Source organism: Chitinophagales bacterium, assembly GCA_020635995.1.
GTDB lineage: Bacteria > Bacteroidota > Bacteroidia > Chitinophagales > UBA8649 > JAFMKE01.
This window is the reverse complement of the sequence record JACJYS010000001.1, coordinates 645256-664276: the sequence shown is the minus strand read 5'-3', so window position 1 is coordinate 664276 and position 19021 is coordinate 645256. Positions and strand designations below refer to the sequence as shown.

At 33.0% G+C, this 19021-nt stretch carries 14 protein-coding genes; 3 read left to right on the top strand and 11 right to left on the bottom strand.

Features of this window, described 5'->3' with window-relative positions; genetic code table 11:
* The first annotated feature begins 84 nt into the window (after nucleotides 1-84).
* The 3 genes from H6578_02840 (at nucleotide 85) to H6578_02830 (ending at nucleotide 4151) form a co-directional block, all read left to right on the top strand.
* Nucleotides 85-759, top strand: a complete 675-nt coding sequence (locus tag H6578_02840) for a hypothetical protein (protein MCB9226098.1) — start codon at nucleotides 85-87, stop codon at nucleotides 757-759.
* 370 nt (nucleotides 760-1129) lie between these two features.
* On the top strand, nucleotides 1130-1966 hold the full coding sequence (locus tag H6578_02835; GenBank protein ID MCB9226097.1) for a hypothetical protein: 837 nt from the start codon (nucleotides 1130-1132) through the stop codon (nucleotides 1964-1966).
* Nucleotides 1953-4151 carry a hypothetical protein gene (locus H6578_02830; protein ID MCB9226096.1) on the top strand — a complete coding sequence of 733 codons (2199 nt, stop codon included), beginning with the start codon at nucleotides 1953-1955 and terminating at the stop codon, nucleotides 4149-4151. The genes H6578_02835 and H6578_02830 overlap by 14 nt, the downstream gene beginning before the upstream one ends.
* A 32-nt stretch (nucleotides 4152-4183) precedes the next feature.
* Here H6578_02830 and H6578_02825 read toward each other — a convergent pair whose 3' ends face one another.
* From H6578_02825 to infB, 11 genes are all read right to left on the bottom strand, one after another.
* Nucleotides 4184-4801, bottom strand: a complete 618-nt coding sequence (locus tag H6578_02825) for a lipoprotein signal peptidase (GenBank protein ID MCB9226095.1) — start codon at nucleotides 4799-4801, stop codon at nucleotides 4184-4186.
* Nucleotides 4797-5183, bottom strand: a complete 387-nt coding sequence (locus H6578_02820) for a TraR/DksA family transcriptional regulator (protein MCB9226094.1) — start codon at nucleotides 5181-5183, stop codon at nucleotides 4797-4799. Before H6578_02820 ends, H6578_02825 begins: the two co-directional genes overlap by 5 nt.
* 2 nt (nucleotides 5184-5185) lie before the next feature.
* Nucleotides 5186-8725 (bottom strand): isoleucine--tRNA ligase, encoded by a 3540-nt coding sequence (locus H6578_02815; protein MCB9226093.1) that lies wholly within the window; start codon nucleotides 8723-8725, stop codon nucleotides 5186-5188.
* Between the two features lie 166 nt (nucleotides 8726-8891).
* Entirely contained in the window at nucleotides 8892-10070 is a 1179-nt protein-coding gene (locus H6578_02810; protein MCB9226092.1) for a thioredoxin family protein, read from the bottom strand.
* Nucleotides 10067-10885, bottom strand: a complete 819-nt coding sequence (locus H6578_02805) for a glutamate racemase (protein ID MCB9226091.1) — start codon at nucleotides 10883-10885, stop codon at nucleotides 10067-10069. The genes H6578_02810 and H6578_02805 overlap by 4 nt, the downstream gene beginning before the upstream one ends.
* Before the next feature lie 18 nt (nucleotides 10886-10903).
* Entirely contained in the window at nucleotides 10904-11413 is a 510-nt protein-coding gene (locus H6578_02800) for an OmpH family outer membrane protein (protein MCB9226090.1), read from the bottom strand.
* A gap of 43 nt (nucleotides 11414-11456) precedes the next feature.
* Complete coding sequence (locus H6578_02795; GenBank protein ID MCB9226089.1) at nucleotides 11457-11969, bottom strand: OmpH family outer membrane protein; 513 nt, start codon at nucleotides 11967-11969, stop codon at nucleotides 11457-11459.
* Nucleotides 11970-11985: 16 nt separating this feature from the next.
* Nucleotides 11986-14619, bottom strand: coding sequence for an outer membrane protein assembly factor BamA (bamA, locus tag H6578_02790; GenBank protein MCB9226088.1), 2634 nt, complete (start codon nucleotides 14617-14619; stop codon nucleotides 11986-11988).
* 9 nt (nucleotides 14620-14628) lie between these two features.
* On the bottom strand, nucleotides 14629-15378 hold the full coding sequence (locus tag H6578_02785; protein ID MCB9226087.1) for an isoprenyl transferase: 750 nt from the start codon (nucleotides 15376-15378) through the stop codon (nucleotides 14629-14631).
* A gap of 24 nt (nucleotides 15379-15402) precedes the next feature.
* On the bottom strand, nucleotides 15403-16266 hold the full coding sequence (locus tag H6578_02780; GenBank protein MCB9226086.1) for a hypothetical protein: 864 nt from the start codon (nucleotides 16264-16266) through the stop codon (nucleotides 15403-15405).
* A gap of 52 nt (nucleotides 16267-16318) precedes the next feature.
* Nucleotides 16319-19015 carry a translation initiation factor IF-2 gene (gene infB, locus H6578_02775; GenBank protein MCB9226085.1) on the bottom strand — a complete coding sequence of 899 codons (2697 nt, stop codon included), beginning with the start codon at nucleotides 19013-19015 and terminating at the stop codon, nucleotides 16319-16321.
* Between the last annotated feature and the right edge of the window lie 6 nt (nucleotides 19016-19021).

Sequence of the window (19021 nt, the reverse complement as noted above, 5' to 3'; positions counted from 1 at the left end):
TTCGTCATTCCTGCGAACTTGTCTGCCGATAAGGCAGAGGCAGGAATCTGAACACAGATTACTCAATACCAAAAACAAAGAAAAATGACTGAAAATTTAAAACAACTGGCTCAATTTTTAAAAGCTAAAGGAAATTTAAAACAAGAAGTATATAATTCCACTACGGAAGTTTTTGAAGAACTAAAAATTATACTACACGAGTATAGCAATTACTTACAAAAAGAATTGAAAGAAGAACTTTTTGAGGTAGAGTATGATGAAAACGGGAAGTTTGAAGCCCGATTGAAATTTGCCGGAGACTTACTTATTTTTAGTATGCATACCAATGTGTTTAGTTTTGAAGATGATTTTCATATTAACAAAACCGAGTACGTTAAAAATGACGAACGCAATAAATATGTGGGCATGATAGAGGTGTATAACTACTTGGCAGATTCTTTTAAATATTCAAGAATGAACGATGTGGGCTATTTAATAGCGAGAATATTTGTAAATAAAGATTATCATTTCTTTTTAGAAGGCGAAGAAAAGTTAGGTTTTTTATATAAAGATTTTGACAAATTAGTTATCAATCAAGAAATGATAAAGCTAATAGTAGAGCAAATAATGGCATATTGTATAGATTTTGACCTTTGGGTGCCAAAATATAGCATGGTAAAAGAACTTACAGTAGCTCAAAAAACCATTTCCGGTGGAACTATAAGCCATAAAACAGGTAAACGTTTAGGGTTTGATATTAGTGATGTAAAAAAGGATTAACAAACTGATAAAAAATAATTTTTTCATGACTAATTTGGTTTTAATTTAATAAATATAGCCTCTAATATATATATATATTGAGATTACAAAATTTTTAGCAAAAAACTTAAGATTGTAAAAATATTTTTACTCGTGGCACAACTCCAAGTCGTGCCACGAATACTGTGCCGCCCCCACTTATATTGAACCTGCCTGCGGCAAGCAGACGAAGTGAAATATCTACCTTGCATGAGTAGCTGAATCTCTAAAAAAATAAGGTAGATTCCTCTCGTTGGTTAGATGACATACTACCAATGATAAATACACTTTGTTATAAAATAATTCTGAAATCTTTATAATATTTAAAACGCATTACTTATATTTATACTGAATGTATGTAGTCCGCTTTTTTATTTCTTACTGTTTTACAGCCTTTTTTGCCTTCGTTTTTGCCGGAGGCGAGCAAGCTACCGTGGGAGCGAAACAGCAAGCCATGGGCAAAACAAGCACTACGCAAATCAATGTTTTTTCGGCTTTTAACAATATTGCTAATACTGCTTTTTTAAAGCATACACAATTGGGCTTATATGCAGAAAATAGGTTTTTACAATCCAATATTAATGCTTTTAACTTGGCTTTTACCTACAAAAATGACAAACTGGGGGCATTTAGTTTAACAAGTTATTTTTATGGCTATAGTTTATACAATGAAACAGAAATAGGCATAGGCTATGCTAAAAACTTTGGCAGTAAAATTTCGGCAGGTTTAAAATTTAATTATCATCGTTTGGCAATAGCCGAAAATGGCAGTAAAAGTTTAGTTTCTTTCAATTTAGGAGTTTTGTATAAACCTATAAATAAATTTCACATTGGCTTTACAGTTTATAATCCCATAAAAATGAAACTGGAAAAAGTGTATAAAGAAACACTTTCCACCGAATTTAAACTCGGTTTGGCTTATTTGCCTTCCAAAAAATTTGAAATAATATTAGAAGCACAAAAAGATTTAATTAATCCATTTCAAATAAGGCTGGGTTTTAATTATGATGTACACAAATATTTGTCATTAAGAATTGGCGGAGCTACTCAACCCACTTTATTTACCTTTGGTTTGGGTACGCACGTTAAAAACTTAGATATTGATTTCTCTTCTGTATGGGATATTAATTTAGGTTACTCTCCACAACTTTCTTTGCAATATACTTTTAAGAAAAATGCTAAAGAGTGAGTTTAAATATTATTTTTTACTTGGTATTTCGGTATTGTTTTCTTTAAATATTTATGCGCAAGACGAAAGTGATATAACACAAATAATAGAAGCTTTAATGCAAAATAATCAAGATGAAAGCTATGATTTTGATACGTATTTTGAACATTTTAATGAGCTAAAAAACCATCCTATAGACCTTAATAATGCTTCTGTTTATGATTTAGAATCATCGCAACTTTTTACAGACCAGCAAATTAATGCACTACTAAAACATATAGAAATAAACGGAAAACTTATCAGTATATATGAACTTCAAGCCATCCCTTTTTTTGAAATAGATTTTATACAAAACATATTACCTTTTGTGAAAGTAAAGGGAAATATTGATGATTTTAATATAAAATTTGGCAAACTATTAAGCAAAGGAACTCATCAAGTTTTTTTAAGGTATCAACAAAAATTTCCGAAAACGGAAGGTTATAAAAACGGCAACTATTTAGGCAATCCAAGCAAAATTTATTTGAGATACAGATACAATTACAGCAATAGGTTAAGCTACGGAATAACTGCCGAAAAAGATGCCGGAGAACCCATGTTTAAAGATAAAAATAAGTTGGGTTTTGATTTTTATTCTTTTCACTTCTTTTGGCGAAAAAACACTAAATGGCGAGCCATAGCTCTTGGCGATTATCAAATAAATATGGGACAAGGGCTGGTATTATGGTCGGGTTTTGGTTTTAATAAATCGGTTAACACTGCTATGGTTAAAAAGCAAGGGAGCACGCTTAAGCCTTTTACTTCTGTAAACGAATATTTATTTATGCGAGGAGCGGCTTTTACCTATCAATTTAAAGATTTTTTACTTACTCCTTTTGTTTCTTTTAAAAATATAGATGGCAATATTAATTATACCGATACTTTAGAAAATGAAATAGAAAGCAATAGAATACAGTTGGCAGGCTACCACAGAACTGCAACGGAAATGCAAAGTAAAAATGCTTTGCAAGAGTTAAAAACAGGATTTAATTTTCAATATTTTAAAAGAGATAAACACATAGGGTTAAATTATGTGAGCACCTATTTTACAAAACCTATTGCTTTTGAGCAAGAACTCTATAACAAATATCAGTTTCAAGGAAATTTACTGCAAAATGTGAGTATAGATTATCATTATTTGATTAAAAGTTTTCATTTTTTTGGAGAGGAAGCTTTGAGTTTTTCTAAAAATAAAGTGGGATATGCTTTTTTAAATGGTGTAATGTTTAACCCCAGCAAATTTGCCGATATTAGCATAGTACACCGATATTATGCTCCTCAGTATCAAACTGTTAACTATACTAATGCTTTTGGCGAAAGCACAGCACCCAATAATGAACACGGCATTTATTTTGGTACGCAATTAAAACCTTTTTCTAAAATTACACTATCTGCTTACTATGATTTTTACAAATTTCCGTGGCTAAAATACCGAGCCGATAAACCCAGCAGGGGACAGGATATACTATTTCAGTTAAAATATAAGCACAATAGGAATTTTGAAATTTACTGCACTTACAAATGGGAAACAAAAGAAGAAAACACTAAAATAGAATTAGATAAAAACGATAGACTATTGGTAACACAACAAAACAAAAATTATCTGCAAAATTATTTTGGAGCAAACGCATTTCAGGTCAATGAATTGAACCAAGAGTATTTGAGCTATAACAACTACATAAGTAAAAGTGCCATAGAAGCTGCCACTTTTATCACACCTAAAACTACCCAAAGATTGCGTTTAAATATTTCTTACCAATTAACTAAAAACTGGAACATAAACACCAGAGCAGAAATGAGTTTTTATAACGATAAAATAAACAAAAAACAAACAGGCTACTTGGTTTATCAAAGCATAACTTATAGCAATTTTATGTTTCCACTTTCTTTTTCAGCACGTATAGCTTTATTTGATGTTCCAAAATACGATGCCAGAATTTATGCTTATGAAAATGATGTGCTGTATCAATTTACTATTCCTGCATTTTACAAAACAGGGATAAGAACTTATTTAAATCTGCAATACAAAGTAACTAAAAACATACAAGTTTGGCTTCGTTTGGCAAACACTTATTATTCAAAAGAAAACAGTATGGGAGCCGGAAATGAGCAAATAAACAGCAAAAATGTTTTTGAGCTCAAAGCACAAATGAGATTGAAGTTTTAAAATAAAAACAGTTGCGTGTTTACACTTGTACATTACTGTTGCATCTCTTTTTCTCCAAACAAACGTTTTTGAAAAAGAATTATTAAAATAATACCCACGCTAATAGCAGCATCGGCTATATTAAATATAAAAGGGAAAAAAGTGTAGCCACCATAAACAGGCACCCAATTAGGTATTTTAAATAGCTGTATAGAAATCATATCTACCACATGACCTTGCATAAAACTGGTGTAGCCTGTGCCCCAAGGCACAAAACCGGCCACTTGAGTGTAGCTTTCACTAAAAATTAATCCATAGAAAAGGCTGTCTATAACATTGCCGGCAGCACCTGCCAATATCAATGCCATAATACCAATAAACAACTTTGATTTATGTGCTTTTATTAAAGTGAATAAATAATAAGCTATAGCAATAATGGCTATAATTCTAAATAAAGTAAGGCTGTATTTTCCTATTTCGCCACCCCACGAAATACCCATAGCCATTCCTTTATTTTCTACAAAGTGGATTTGAAACCAACTGCCTATAAAATTAAACTGTTCATTTATACGCATGTGTGTTTTAATCCAAATTTTTGACCACTGATCAAAAACCAGAACTAAAAAAGTAATACTTAATGCAATAAAACTTCTACTTTTCAAAAGCTTAATCGTTTTGAGACATTTTAGCTTCTATGCTTAAAGTAGCATGAGGTACAGCTTTAAGTCTTTCTTTGTTTATCAACTTGCCCGTTTTACGGCAAATACCATAAGTTTTGTTTTGAATACGCACTAAGGCATTTTCTAAATGATTGATAAATTTGGCTTGTCTGCCCGCTTGCTGGCTTAAGTATTCTCGCTCTACAAGTATATGACTATCTTCTAAGCCATTAAATTTATAATCAGTATCTGAAGCACCGGAGTTTTTTTTCAAAATTTGATTTTGATACTCTTCTAACTCTTCTCGGGCTTCTACTAATTTTTTCTCTATTATTTCTTTAAATTCTTCCAACTCGCTGTCAGAATATCTTGTTTTTTTATTGTCGTTTGCCATGGTTATGCTATTTTTTCAATGTTTATCAATATTTCAACATCATTTACTTCAATTTTTGTTCCTGTTTTTAAATTTTCTTCTTCAAAAATGTCTTTTGCTAATATTTCATTGCAAATATAAGCTTTAAATAAGCTAATTGCAGCAGAAAATATTTCACTTTTCTCTAAGGTAACAATTATTCTATCTGTAACCTCTAAACCTTTATCTTTTCTTAAGTTTTGAAGTCTGTTTACTAATTCTCGGGCATTACCCTCTGCTTCTAACTCTGGTGTAATGTGGATATCTAATGCCACCGTAACGCCTTTATCCGATGCAACCAACCATCCTTCTATATCATCAGAGCTTATTTCTACATCTTCTATAGACAATTCTATCGTTTTATTATCTACGCTTAAAATATAACGCCCTTTTTGTTCTATTTCATCTATATCCTCCTGAGAAAATTTTTGAACAGCCATATTTATAGCCTTCATATCTTTTCCGTATTTAGGTCCTAAAGTTTTAAAATTTGGTTTTATTACCTTTTTTATAATACCCGAAGTGTCTTTTAGATATTCTATTTCTTTTACGTTTATTTCATCTAAAATATAGTTTTCTACTTTTTCTACTTTAGCTTGCAAACCTTCTTTTATAACGGGTATTATTATTTTTGATAAAGGCTGTCGCACTTTTATCATTTCTTTTTTTCTAAGTGAAAGCACCATAGAAGAAATATTTTGTGCCAAAGCCATTCTTTCTTCTAAGTCGGTATCTATTGCTTTTTCATCGGCTTTAGGGAAATCTGCTAAATGAACAGACGTGGCTTTATTTCTGCCGCTTACATTATTTAGGTTTCTATACATAAAATCGCTAAAGAAAGGAGCAAAAGGTGCCATAAGCAAACTAATGGTTTCTAAACAAGTGTAAAGAGTTTGATATGCCATTATTTTGTCTTCGCTATAATCGCCTTTCCAAAATCTACGTCTATTTAACCGCACATACCAGTTGCTTAAATTATTATCTACAAAATCTTGTATTAACCTTGCCGCATTGGTGGGTTCGTAATTATCTAAAGCACTTTGTACTTCTTTTACCAAAGTATTTAATACCGATAAAATCCATTGGTCTATTTCCTGTCGGTCTTTTAAAGCAATGCTTTTTTCTGCAAATTTGAATTGGTCTATATTAGCATAAAGCGAAAAGAAAGAGTAGGTATTATATAGCGTACCAAACAGTTTTCTACGCACTTCATCTAAACCTTGCAGGTCAAATTTTAGGTTATCCCACGGCTGAGAATTGCTCATCATGTACCAGCGCGTAGCATCAGCACCGTAGGTATTAAGTGTTTCAAAAGGGTCAATGGTATTTCTTTTTCGCTTGCTCATTTTTTGCCCGTCTTTATCTAAAACCAAGCCATTGGCTATTACATTTTTAAAAGCAGGTTTATCAAACAAAATAGTAGAAATGGTGTGCAAAGTAAAAAACCATCCTCTGGTTTGGTCAACACCTTCGGCAATAAAATCGGCAGGATAAGCAGTGCCTTTGTCTATCATGTTTTTATTGTGTTTAGGGTAGCCCCACTGAGCATAAGGCATACTTCCACTGTCAAACCAAACGTCTATTACTTCACTTTCTCGGTGCATAGGTTTGCCGCTGGCAGAAACTAAAACTACATCATCTATGTATGGGCGGTGTAGGTCGTTTATAGCTTTGTTTTCTAAGCCTAAAACTTTTTTAGCCTTTTCCATTTCGGCATTTAATTGAGCTACAGAGCCTATACATATCATTTCTTCGCCATCTTCGGTTCGCCAAATAGGCAATGGAATGCCCCAAAATCTACTTCGCGACAAATTCCAATCTTTTAAATCTTCAAGCCATTTGCCAAATCTACCTTCTCCTGTAGCGGCAGGCTTCCAGTTTATCTGTTTATTGTTTTTTATCAGTTGCTCTCTTACCGCTGTAGATTTTACAAACCAGCTATCTAAGGGATAATAAATAACAGGTTTATCTGTACGCCAGCAGTGAGGATAGTTGTGGCTGTATTTTTGCACATTAAAAGCCTTGTTTTGCTCTTTTAGCATTATAGCAATGTCCACATCTACCGAGCGATATTCATTTTCGGGAACATCTTTGTAGTTCTTAACATATTTACCACTTAATTCGCCTAAGCCGTCAACAAACTTTCCTTCTAAATCTACTAAAGTTAAAGCTCCTATGCCGTTTTCATCGGCAGCATTTTTATCATCTGCTCCAAAGCTGGGAGCTAAATGCACTATGCCTGTACCGTCTTCTGTGGTAACAAAATTGGCTAATATTACTTTAAAAGCATCGCCTTCTTCTGGTTGTTTGTAAGGCAGTAATTGATGATAGCGAATATCTTTTAAATCGTTTCCTTTAAATTCTTGAACAATACGAAAAGGAATTTTAGGGTTGAGTACATTTATTTCAGCATTTATTAATAAATCTAAACTTCTTTTGGTAAAGTTAAACTTGAAGTTTTTAAAAGCGTCTAATAAATCACCAACTATTCTACTTTTATTGAAATATACTTTAATAAAGTTTTGATATTGAAGCTCTGTTAATTCATAACCTAATATTGCTTCAATTCTTTGCTTACCAGCAATTTCAGTTTGTTTTTTAACAAATGGGTAGTTAATATCGGTTTCAAAGAACCTACTGTTTTTAAAAACAGAATTTATTAGATTTTTTGCTAAAACTAAACTTACGGGTTTAAAAGTGTAAGGATTGTAGGTTTTTACTTTAACATACTCTATGTTTTTGCCTACGCCCAAAGCTGTGTTAGAGGGCAAAGTCCAAGGAGTGGTTGTCCATGCTAAAAAGTAAACGTGCTCATTTGTATTGTCAAAAAGAAATTCACTTTTATTATTGCGTATTATTTCAAACTGAGCCGTTACCGAAGTGTCGCTTACTTCTCTGTAACAACCGGGCTGGTTAAGTTCGTGAGTACTTAAGCCCGTACCCGCGGCAGGAGAATAGGGCTGTATAGTATAGCCTTTGTAAAGCAATCCTTTTTCAAAAAATTGATTAATTACCCACCAAACTGATTCTATATAATCGTTTTCAAATGTAATGTAGGGATTATCTAAATCTACCCAATAACCCATTTTTATGGTTAAATCGTCCCAAACGTCTTTAAATTTTAGTACTCTTTCCCGACATTTTTGGTTGTATTCTTCTAAAGTTATTTTAGTGCCTATATCTACTTTAGAAATGCCCAGCTCCTTTTCTACTTCAAGTTCTACGGGCAAACCGTGTGTATCCCAGCCACCTTTACGTGGTACTTTGTAACCCTGCATGGTTTTGTAGCGGCAAAAAAGGTCTTTAACCGTACGCCCCATTACGTGGTGTATGCCCGGCAAGCCATTGGCAGAAGGAGGACCTTCGTAAAACACAAAAGTATTGTCGTCATTTTTTTCTTCTACAGATTTTTCAAAAATGCTTTCATCTTCCCAAAATTTAGCAATAGATTTATCTATATCGCTAAGGTTTAACGAGTCGTATTCTGGAAAAAGATGCTTTTCAGCTTTGTTTTTATGTTTCATTATGGCAATACTTTATGCTTTGAGCCTGCAAAAATACTAAGAATAAAATTTTTGGTAAAGTAAATGTGAAAGTAAAGGGGGAAGATAGGGCTAAAGGGAAGATAAAATGTATATTTTAGGAATATATAATGACACTTCTACAGTATCATTATAACCTGAGTTCGATTTATTTACCTAATTTCTCTTCTATCTTCTTTTTAATTATTTCGGCATTTTGTTTTTCCTTACCTTCTTTGGCTAAAGTAAGGGCATAAACTACAGCATCTTGAGCAGCACTATAATCTTCAAGTTTGTATAGCAAATACGCTTGCGTAATGTTATTTTGATAATTATCGTCCTCTTTTATTGCTTTTTGCATCCACTTTTCTGCTGTTTTTAGCTTGCTTGCGTCATCTATATTCATGTAGTAAGTCCATGCTACGGTATTATATACAGCGTTATCATTTTTTGCATAGCTTTTAATATACTTTTTAGCTATGGCATCATATTTTTCCCAGTTTTTTGTTTTTTCGTAGTAGCTAAGGTTTAAATCATCACTTAATTTACTATAGTTTGTAGGTTTATATGTTTTTAAAAAATTTAGTGCTTCATCTTTAGCTTTTTCGTCTTGCTCAGGTATAGCATTAAAAACGGTTTGTATAGCTATGTTGTTTAGCTTTTCATTGTATTTTTCATTGCCTTTTATATCTCTAAAATAGCTTTCGTAGGATTGAAGCACTTTTAAGCCCGGGCTATGTGTAGTATTGCTATATTCAAATATAAAATCGGCATTTTCTTTATTAATTATTTCTTCATCGCTAAGTCCGTTAAGGTATTCTTGCATTAATGAGTTGTAGTCTTTTTTATAGGCATGGTTCATTTTTATTAGGCTTTTAAGCAATGCTGTACTTTTATCTCCTGCCTCATATTTTGCCTGTAGTTTATCAAAACTGGCTTGACTGGGCAATGTGGCTTTTTTTGCCCAATCTATTAAACTTTCTGCATTTCTTGCTCCTTTTACTTCAGCTACAACTTTTCCTGTTTCATCTATAATAAGCAATGTAGGATATGCTGAAACCCCGTATGTTCTTCTTAAAGTAACGCCTTCGCCTTTTTCCATATCAACTTTAAGATTGATAAAATTTTCATTAAAAAAATCGCCTACTACTTGCTGGGGAAAAACGTTATTACTCATCATTTTACACGGCCCACACCACACGGCATAAGCATCCATAAAAATTAGTTTGCCTTGCTCTTTAGCTGCTGTTTTTGCTTCGTCAAAACTGCCATGGAAAAATTCAATTCCTTGGGCATTAGCTAAAGCAAATAATAATATAATTAATGTGGATATGGTTATTTTTTTCATAATTTATTTTTACCCCAAATATTCAAAAACTCTAAGTTAATGTTTTCTTTAAAAAAACGCTTAGCCGATGTGTTAAAGTGTGGATTATTATCTGAAATATAAAAATGGTTGTTGCCGTTTCTTTCATTAGTTAGCAACTGTTCTTTACCTAATATTAAATTAACTTTATCTGCTACAATTTTTGTAGAATCAAATAAGCTTACTTTCCCTTTATAAAAATTATTAATTTCCTCTTTAATTAAAGGATAGTGAGTGCAACCCAATATTAAAGCATCAATATTTTGTAGTGCTTCGTTGTTTAAATAATTTTCTATTAAGGCGTGGCTTATATTGTCATTGGCATAGCCTTCTTCTATCATAGGAACCAGCATGGGCGTAGCCAATGTTACTACTTCTACCTCCGGCTTTCTTCTTGACAATTTTTCTTGATAAACACCGCTATTTATGGTCGTATTTGTAGCTATTAAGCCTACTTTTTTTATGCTATTATCTTGTACTACGGCTTCAATTATGGGGTCTATAACGTTAATAATAGGAATTTTTCCTTTGTGTGTATCTCTTAAATATTCATAAGCTGCTGCCGATGCAGTATTACAAGCTATTACTATGGCTTTGCAGTTTTTTTGGTTTAGCAAAAAGTTGGTAATATCTAATGAATATTGTTTTATTAAGTCTTTAGATTTATCGCCATAGGGAAGGTGGGCGGTATCGCCAAAATAAATTAATGTTTCGTTTGGCAAAGCCTTATAAATAGCATTGGCGACCGTAAGGCCGCCAATTCCGCTATCAAATATTCCTATAGGATTACTATTCATTATGTTTGTATAATGGGTTTAGTATATTCCTAATTTAGATTTTACCATATTAGTTAAATCATCCCCTTCCGGCAATACTAAAAATACACCTAATGAAGAATCTATAACATAATCATACCCATTAGCTTTTGCTACTTCTTGAATAGCTGTGTATGCTTTTTGCTCTACGGGTTTAAGTAATTCTGCTTCCATGTTAGCTAAATCTTCTTGAGCTTTTTTCTCTAAATTCATTATTCTTTCTTCTAAAGCATAAGCATCTTTATATTTTTGCTCTAATACGGCAGGCATCCATGTTTTACCGTTTTCAGATATATCATTTGCTTGCGTTTCATACTGTGTGTATAAAGTTTGCAATTGATTTTCATACTCTTTGCTTTTTGCTTGCAGTTTTGACTGTACACTTTTTACTTCCGGCATAGCATAGAATAATGATTCTGTATCTACATGCCCAAATTTTTGCTGTGCAAAGCTAACTGCTGAAATTAATGTAAATACTACTACACTTGTTATTTTAATTATTTTATTCATTATATGTTTATTTAAAGTTTGCAAATATATTACTTATTTATTGCTATTTTTTAATCATTCCTAAAATTTCATCACTTTTATCTATTCTATCGCCTGTAAAAAGCACGCTTATTCCTGCCGATGACTTGTCAAAAATAGCTTCATAGCTTTTATCTTTAGCATATAATTCTATTTTTTCATAAACTTTATCTTGAACCGGCTTAATTAGTTCTTGACGTTTTTTAAACAAATCTCCTTGTGGACCAAATCTATCGCTTTGCAATTTTTTAGCGGCTCTTTCTAAGTTTTCTATTTCTTCTATTTTTTTAGCTTTCATTTGCTCAGACATAATTACTTGCTCTGCCTGAAACTTAGCATAAGCATTTTCTACCTCTTTAAACTTGCCGTCTATTTCGGTTTTCCACTGCTCTGCCAGTTGGTCTATTTGCTCTTGAGCTTGCGTATATTCTTTTAAATTACTTAAAATGTATTCCATATCTACTATGCAAAAACGCTGTGCATTTGCCATTGTTAGTGTAGATACAAACAAAACGGTTATTAAAATTAACTTTTTCATATTTTTCTCCTTTTTTTTATTCGGGTTCAAAACCTAATATTATTCTAAACTGCCCATATTTAGAAAACATATTCTTTCCTGTAAGGGCATTATTATCTCTATCATCAAAGCCTATGCCATAATCAAAACCAAGTAAGCCAAACATAGGTAAATAAGCTCTAACACCAACACCAAATGAACGTTTTAACTCATACGGTTTATATTCTTTTAAGCTGTTCCAATAGTTTCCTGCTTCAAAAAATCCTAAGGCATAAATAGTGGCACTTGGGTTTAAGCTAATAGGGTAGCGAAGTTCCATAGTGTATTTGTTCATAATAGGTGATCCACCACTTGGAGTTATAACATCATAACCTCTTAAACCTATAATATCTGTACCTAAAATAGTGAAACTATTAAAGCCTTGTCCTCCTAATTGGTATCGCTCAAAAGGGGTAACACCTATATCTTTGTTATATTTTCCTAAAAAGCCCAATTTAGCAGAAGTATGGAACACTAAATTGCCAACTATTGGTGTGTACCATGCCACATCAAAACGCCATTTGTGATATTCTATAAGCTTATATTTTACATCGGCTTCGGCAGTTGTATAGTCTATAGCTTTTCTTCCTTTAAATAATTTACTGTATGGCAAGGTAGCATCTACAGTAAAGTTTATTGTAGATCCATGTCTTGGATAAAGTGGATTGTCTATGGAGTTTCTGGCTAAATTTAATGAGAAATTTAAGTCTGTTGCATTTCCCGAAGTAAAAGGGAAATCTGAGTACAAATTAAAATTATCTAATTTATAATGACTTACGTTTATTGAACTTCTTATAGTAAAATAATCATCTGGCCACTTTAATCTTGTTCCTATTCCTACGCTTGCTCCCGTGGTTATAGACTTTCCTAAAATATCTCCCGTAAAATTGTTTAAACTACTTAATAAATTATATCGCTGACGGAAAAAACTTATAGTAAATGAATTTGGTTTTTTGCCTCCCAACCAAGGTTCAGTAAAAGAAAAGTTATACGATTGGAATTGTTTTCCGTTTAACTGGGCACGTATGGTTAAATTTTGACCATCTCCGGCAGGTAATGGCGACCATGCTTTTTTATCTACTATATTTTTTAAAGAGAAATTAGTAAACTGCACGCCTAAAGTCCCTAAAAGTCCTGCTCCTTTTCCTCCCCAACCTAAGGATAGTTCAAGCTGATCGGAAGGTTTTTCTACCACATGAAATTCTATATCTACCGTTCCATTTTCTGGATTAGGAATAGGAAGCACTTGCATTTGCTCCGGGTCAAAATAACCTAAATTAGCTATTTGTCTTTGCGAACGTATTAAGTTAGTTCTTGAAAATTTATCGCCAGGAAGTACATACAACTCTCTACGTATTACTTTTTCGTTGGTTTTTGTATTGCCGTATATTCTAACTTCATTAATAATAGCTTGTGGTCCTTCGTATATTTTAATTTCTAAATCTACAGAATCGTTTACTATTCGTTTCTCAATAGGTGTAGCATTAAAAAACAAATATCCATCATCCATATATAGTGAGCTAATATCGCCACCATCTTGGCTCATAAATAGTTTTTCGTCTAACAAAGCTTGGCTATAAACCGTTCCTTTTTCTATGTTTAGAATTTTTATAAGTAATGAATCAGAGTATTTTGAATTGCCCGTAAAATCTATATCTCTAAAATAATAAAGATTACCTTCTTTTATAAGTAGCTTAATATTGGCTTCTCCCTCTTCGTCAAAAGTTACCTCATCATAAGTAATTTTGGCATCTCTAAAACCTTTATTTTTATAAAATGCAATTAGTTTCTTTTTATCTGCTTCATAATCCTCAAGTTTAAATTTTGAGGTTTTAAATATGTTAAGGTTTACAAAGTCATCTCCGTAGTCTATGGCTTTTGTTACCGATAGGTTTGAAAGTGTTTTAAAGAACTTTAAATCTTCTTCACTTTTTTTGTTTTTTCTTATGTTTAGCAATTCTGCCAATTCAAATTTCACTTTCTCTCGGGTGTCTTTCATTTGCTTTTCCAGCTTGCGTTCTGAAAAAGATTTATTACCCAATATATCAATGTGGTCTATTTTTACTTTTCGCCCTTTATCTATGGTTATATCTACTTTTATGCTGTTTTCAAGTACATTATCCTCCGATTCAACAATGTTTACATTGGTATTATAAAAGCCTTTATCTATATAAAATGATTTTATAGTGTTTTCTGTTTTTAGCTTATCGCTTTCTGTAAAAATACTACCTGAACGTAGGTTTATTTTTTTGCGGAGTTCTTCTATTTCTCCTTTTTTCACTCCTGCTATTGAGTATTTTGATAAGCGAGGAAGCTCTACTAAATCAATATTTAAGAAAATAACGTTTCCCAAAGTTTTATCTATACTTATAGAAACATCTGTAAAAAGGCGTTGATTCCATAAGTTTTTAACGGCTGAAGAAATTTCTTGCCCGGGAACGGTAATCATATCGCCTACGCTAAGCCCAGATAATGAAATCAAAACTTTTTTATCTAAATGCTCCGTACCTATTACGTTTATACCGCCTATTTCATACTGTTTAGGGTTGGTATAATCTAGGTCTTGTGCAAAAAGGTGTGTAGTAGATACTATACACCAAGCAAAGATTAAAATTAGTTTTAGTTGCCTCATTCTTTTAGTTTATATATCTGATTTTAACTGTTCGCTAATTTTACCAAAGCGTCTTTCTCTTTGCTGATAAGAAACAATGGCTTGGTATAGCGATTCTTTATTAAAATCGGGCCAATACTGTTTTGTAAAATAAAATTCTGTATAAGCACACTGCCAAAGTAAAAAATTACTAAGCCTATGTTCTCCACTTGTTCTTATTAACAATTCAGGATTTGGCGTATTTGGTGCGTAAAGATGCTCATTTATAGTTGATTCTGTAATGTCATCTACTTTAATTTCACTATTTTTAACCTGATTAACAATTTTTTTGCATGCATCTACTATTTCTTGCCTGCCTCCATAGCTTAATGCTAAGCATAAATTTAATCGTGAGTTATTTTTTGTAGTGTCTTTTACTTGCTGTAATTGTTTTTGTACTCTTTGCGGAAGTGAACTTAAATCGCCAATAGTGGTAAGTCTAATGCTGTTTTCCATTAAAGTTTTGGTTTCTGAACCTATGGTTCTAACCAAAAGCTCCATTAAGGCGGTAATTTCTAACTTAGGTCTGTTCCAATTTTCTACAGAAAAAGCATAAAGTGTTAAATTTTCTACGCCTAATTCTGCACAAGCTTCACTTACTTCTCTTACTGCTTTAACGCCATTTTTATGACCAAAAACCCTTTTTTTGCCTTGTTCTTTAGCCCAACGCCCATTACCATCCATTATAATGGCTATGTGCTTTGGCAGGTTTTGTAGGTCTATTTGGGGTTTTAAGCTCATAAATTTTGCACAAATGTAGTTATTTCATCTCTTTTTGCCACTTAAAGGTGGGCATTTTACTCTAAAGAAAGTATAAGATGCTGAAACTCCTAAAAATAAATAAAAATCATTTTTTAAAGATGTTCCTCTTTGATTACCTGGTTTGCCTATCGGCTCGCCCACTTCTCCACTTCTATCGCTTAAGGCATAAGCTATGCCTTGCGAACCTTCCGGTAAAGAAAGTGGACTGGGATACACTCCGCTAACATCATCTAAATAATCGGTAAATGTAACTCTTAGCTCGCCTAAAAGTCCTACATTCCAGTTTCTATTTACGCTAAATTTTACACCACCTCCTATGGGAATGGCAAAATTTACTAATCGGTATTTTTTTATTCCCGAATAACTTGGGTCGTTTTGCCCCTCTGTGCCCAGTGGTTGTAAATAATACCACTTTCCGTTGTATTTGGCTTGTGGATTGTAATAAAAAGCGGCAAAACCTACCGTAAAATACGGACTAAACCATTTGTTTTGTTTTTGCTTGTCAAACTCTAAAAAGTTGAGTTCTAACATTACAGAAAGGTCTAAAATATTAGATTTGAAATGCAGGTTTCTTTGTCTGTTAAAAGCATTTTGCGATTTTTTATCGTCATAAGCTATTTGTCCAAAACCTATGGCACTTTTTAGCACCCAGCGGGTATCAAAATTGTTTCGTAAAAACACACCCCCTACAGGACGAACCATATTAAAACTGGAATTACTGTTTAAATCGCCAAAGTAATTAGCTACGCCCATATATCCTCCCACTTCAAAATTTTGTGCTACTACTTTTGAATTTGAAAAGATTAATAGAAATAAAATTACACTATAACTGATGGTGGATTGTAATATTCTATCCCTTATTTTCATGCTCAATTATAACGTTAGTTTTTCTGTATTAATATAAATTGGGTAGTTTTTATTACAGTTTTCTTTGAACTTCTACTTCTGTATAAGCTTCTATAATATCGCCCACCTCTATATTATTGTAGTTTTTAATGTTTAATCCACAATCTTGTCCAGATACTACATCTTTTACATCGTCTTTAAATCGTTTTAAAGATTCTAATGCTCCAGAATATAGAACAATTCCGTCTCTAATAACACGCACTTTAGAATCGCGTTTAATTTTTCCATCTCTAACTATACAACCTGCCACAGTACCTACTTTGGTTATTTTAAAAGTTTCTAACACTTCTAAGTTTCCGGTTATTTGCTCTTCTATAGTTGGCTCTAACATACCTTCCATAGCTGCTGTTATTTCTTCTATGGCTTTGTATATTACAGAGTATAATCTTATTTCTACGCCTTCATTTTCTGCTAAAATACGTGCTTGGTTTGTAGGTCGCACTTGGAAACCTATAACTATGGCATCTGAAGCAGAAGCTAACATAATATCCGATTCCGTAATAGCACCTACACCTTTGTGCAGTATGTTTACTTGAATTTCATCGGTAGATAATTTTTGTAATGAATCGGAAAGTGCTTCAATAGAACCGTCCACATCTCCTTTTATAATGATGTTAAGTTCTTTAAATGTTCCTAAAGCTAAACGTCTGCCTATTTCATCTAAAGTAATGTGTTTTTGAGTTCTTACACCATGCTCTCTTTCTAACTGGCTACGTTTTGCTGCCATGGCTTTTCCATCTTGTTCAGATTTGAATACTTTAAAGCGTTCTCCTGCTGCCGGAGCTCCATCTAAACCTAAAATTTGTACCGGTTGAGCCGGACCTACTGAGCTTACTTTTTCGCCTAAATGGTTAAACATAGCTTTTACTTTTCCGGAACTTGAGCCTGCTACTACAAAATCTCCAATTTTTAATGTTCCACCTTCTACTAAAAGTGTTGCCACATAACCTCTTCCTTTGTCTAACGAAGCTTCTATTACGGCTCCAATAGCTTCTTTGTTTGGGTTAGCTGTTAGTTCTAACATTTCAGCTTGTAATAATATTTTTTCAAGCAGTTCATCTACATTAGTACCTTTTTTAGCCGATAAATCTTGCGATTGATATGTTCCACCCCATTCTTCTACGTTTAAGTTCATTTGTGCTAATTGAGATTTTACATTATCCGGATTAGCACCGGGTTTATCTATTTTGTTTATAGCAAAAATCATAGGTACGCCTGCCGATTGGGCATGGCTTATAGCTTCTTTAGTTTGAGGCATTATACTATCGTCTGCGGCTATTACTATTACGGCTACGTCTGTAAGTTTAGCACCTCTGGCACGCATGGCGGTAAAGGCTTCGTGTCCCGGAGTATCTAAAAAAGTTATACTTCCTTTGCCTGTATTTACCTCATAAGCACCAATGTGCTGGGTTATTCCTCCTGCTTCTTTATCTACTACATTGGCTTTACGTATGTAGTCTAATAATGATGTTTTACCATGGTCAACGTGCCCCATGATAGTAACAACAGGTGCTCTTGAAACTAAATCTTCCTCTGCATCTTCTTCTTCTTCAAAATCTTCGGTATCTGAAGCAGATATAAATTCTATTTCATAACCATATTCGTCTGCTATTAATTCTATAATTTCTGCATCTAACCTTTGGTTTATAGAAACCATCACACCTAAGGTAAAACACTTAGTTATAATTTCGGTAGGTTTAACACCCAGCATGGTGGCTATATCACTAACGGTAATAAACTCTGTTACTTTAAGTTTTTTGTCTTGTTCGCTAAGTGCTTCTTGTTTAGCTTCTTCGGCTTCTTGTATGTTTTGACGTTTCTGTCTTCTAAGCTTTTGTCTATTGCTTTTTCCAGCGGTAGCCGCTTGAAGTTTTGCCATTGTAGCTTTTAATTTTTCTTCTATTTCTTTTTCGCTTACAACGGTTTCTTCTTGTTTTTTCTCTTTTTTCTTAAAGTTGTCTTTTCTACCCGGATTTACTTTAGCGTTTTTCTTTATTCTTTTACGCTTGCGTTTTTCTTTGTTAGGCGTTTCTTCTTTAAGTTCTATTTTACCTAAAACTTTTGTTCCTTTTAATTCTACTTTTTTGGTTTCTATAAAGTTTTCGGCTTCTTTTTCTTTCTCTTCTTTTGCTTTGGCTGCCTTTCTTTCCTCTTCTTCTTGTGCTTTTTTAGCTACTACTTTAGCTTTGTGTTCCGCTTCTTGTTTAGCTTTTACATCTGCAATATTTCCTACTACTTTTGGCCCTTCTAATTCGGGTTTTTTAGCTCTTATTACTTCCTCTTTAGCAATAGTTTTCGGTTTTCCCACTTTTTCTTCTACTGCTACAGTTTCCGGCTCTTTTTTAGGCTCTTCTACTTCTTTTTTCTTTTTGTCTAAATCTACGTTTCCTACTACTTTAGGTCCCGAAATAGTAGGCTTTTCAGCTCGGATAATTTCTTCCTCTACTTTTTTAGTTTTTCCGTCTTCAGTAAGCTCAAGCTTTACGTTTTTATTTTTATTGCCCAGCTGTACTTTGTCAGCAGATTCTTTTAACATTTTGGCATCGCCAAACTCTTTAAGCAAATGGTTATACATTTGCTCATCAAGCTTAGTGGTAGGCTTGTTTTCTACACTAAAGCCTTTCTTTTCAAGAAATTCTACTATAGTGTTTGTACCTACGTTTAAGGTTTTAGCTGCTGCTATTAATCTTACTGGTTTAAAATCTGACATAAATTA

Coding starts and splice junctions, on each gene's coding strand:
- H6578_02785 (MCB9226087.1), bottom strand. CDS start 15,378: ATGAGCTTAAAACCCCAAATAGACCTACAAAACCTGCCAAAGCACATA.
- H6578_02840 (MCB9226098.1), top strand. CDS start 85: ATGACTGAAAATTTAAAACAACTGGCTCAATTTTTAAAAGCTAAAGGA.
- H6578_02810 (MCB9226092.1), bottom strand. CDS start 10,070: ATGAAAAAAATAACCATATCCACATTAATTATATTATTATTTGCTTTA.
- bamA (MCB9226088.1), bottom strand. CDS start 14,619: ATGAGGCAACTAAAACTAATTTTAATCTTTGCTTGGTGTATAGTATCT.
- H6578_02780 (MCB9226086.1), bottom strand. CDS start 16,266: ATGAAAATAAGGGATAGAATATTACAATCCACCATCAGTTATAGTGTA.
- H6578_02820 (MCB9226094.1), bottom strand. CDS start 5,183: ATGGCAAACGACAATAAAAAAACAAGATATTCTGACAGCGAGTTGGAA.
- H6578_02815 (MCB9226093.1), bottom strand. CDS start 8,725: ATGAAACATAAAAACAAAGCTGAAAAGCATCTTTTTCCAGAATACGAC.
- H6578_02835 (MCB9226097.1), top strand. CDS start 1,130: ATGTATGTAGTCCGCTTTTTTATTTCTTACTGTTTTACAGCCTTTTTT.
- infB (MCB9226085.1), bottom strand. CDS start 19,015: ATGTCAGATTTTAAACCAGTAAGATTAATAGCAGCAGCTAAAACCTTA.
- H6578_02830 (MCB9226096.1), top strand. CDS start 1,953: ATGCTAAAGAGTGAGTTTAAATATTATTTTTTACTTGGTATTTCGGTA.
- H6578_02805 (MCB9226091.1), bottom strand. CDS start 10,885: ATGAATAGTAATCCTATAGGAATATTTGATAGCGGAATTGGCGGCCTT.
- H6578_02800 (MCB9226090.1), bottom strand. CDS start 11,413: ATGAATAAAATAATTAAAATAACAAGTGTAGTAGTATTTACATTAATT.
- H6578_02795 (MCB9226089.1), bottom strand. CDS start 11,969: ATGAAAAAGTTAATTTTAATAACCGTTTTGTTTGTATCTACACTAACA.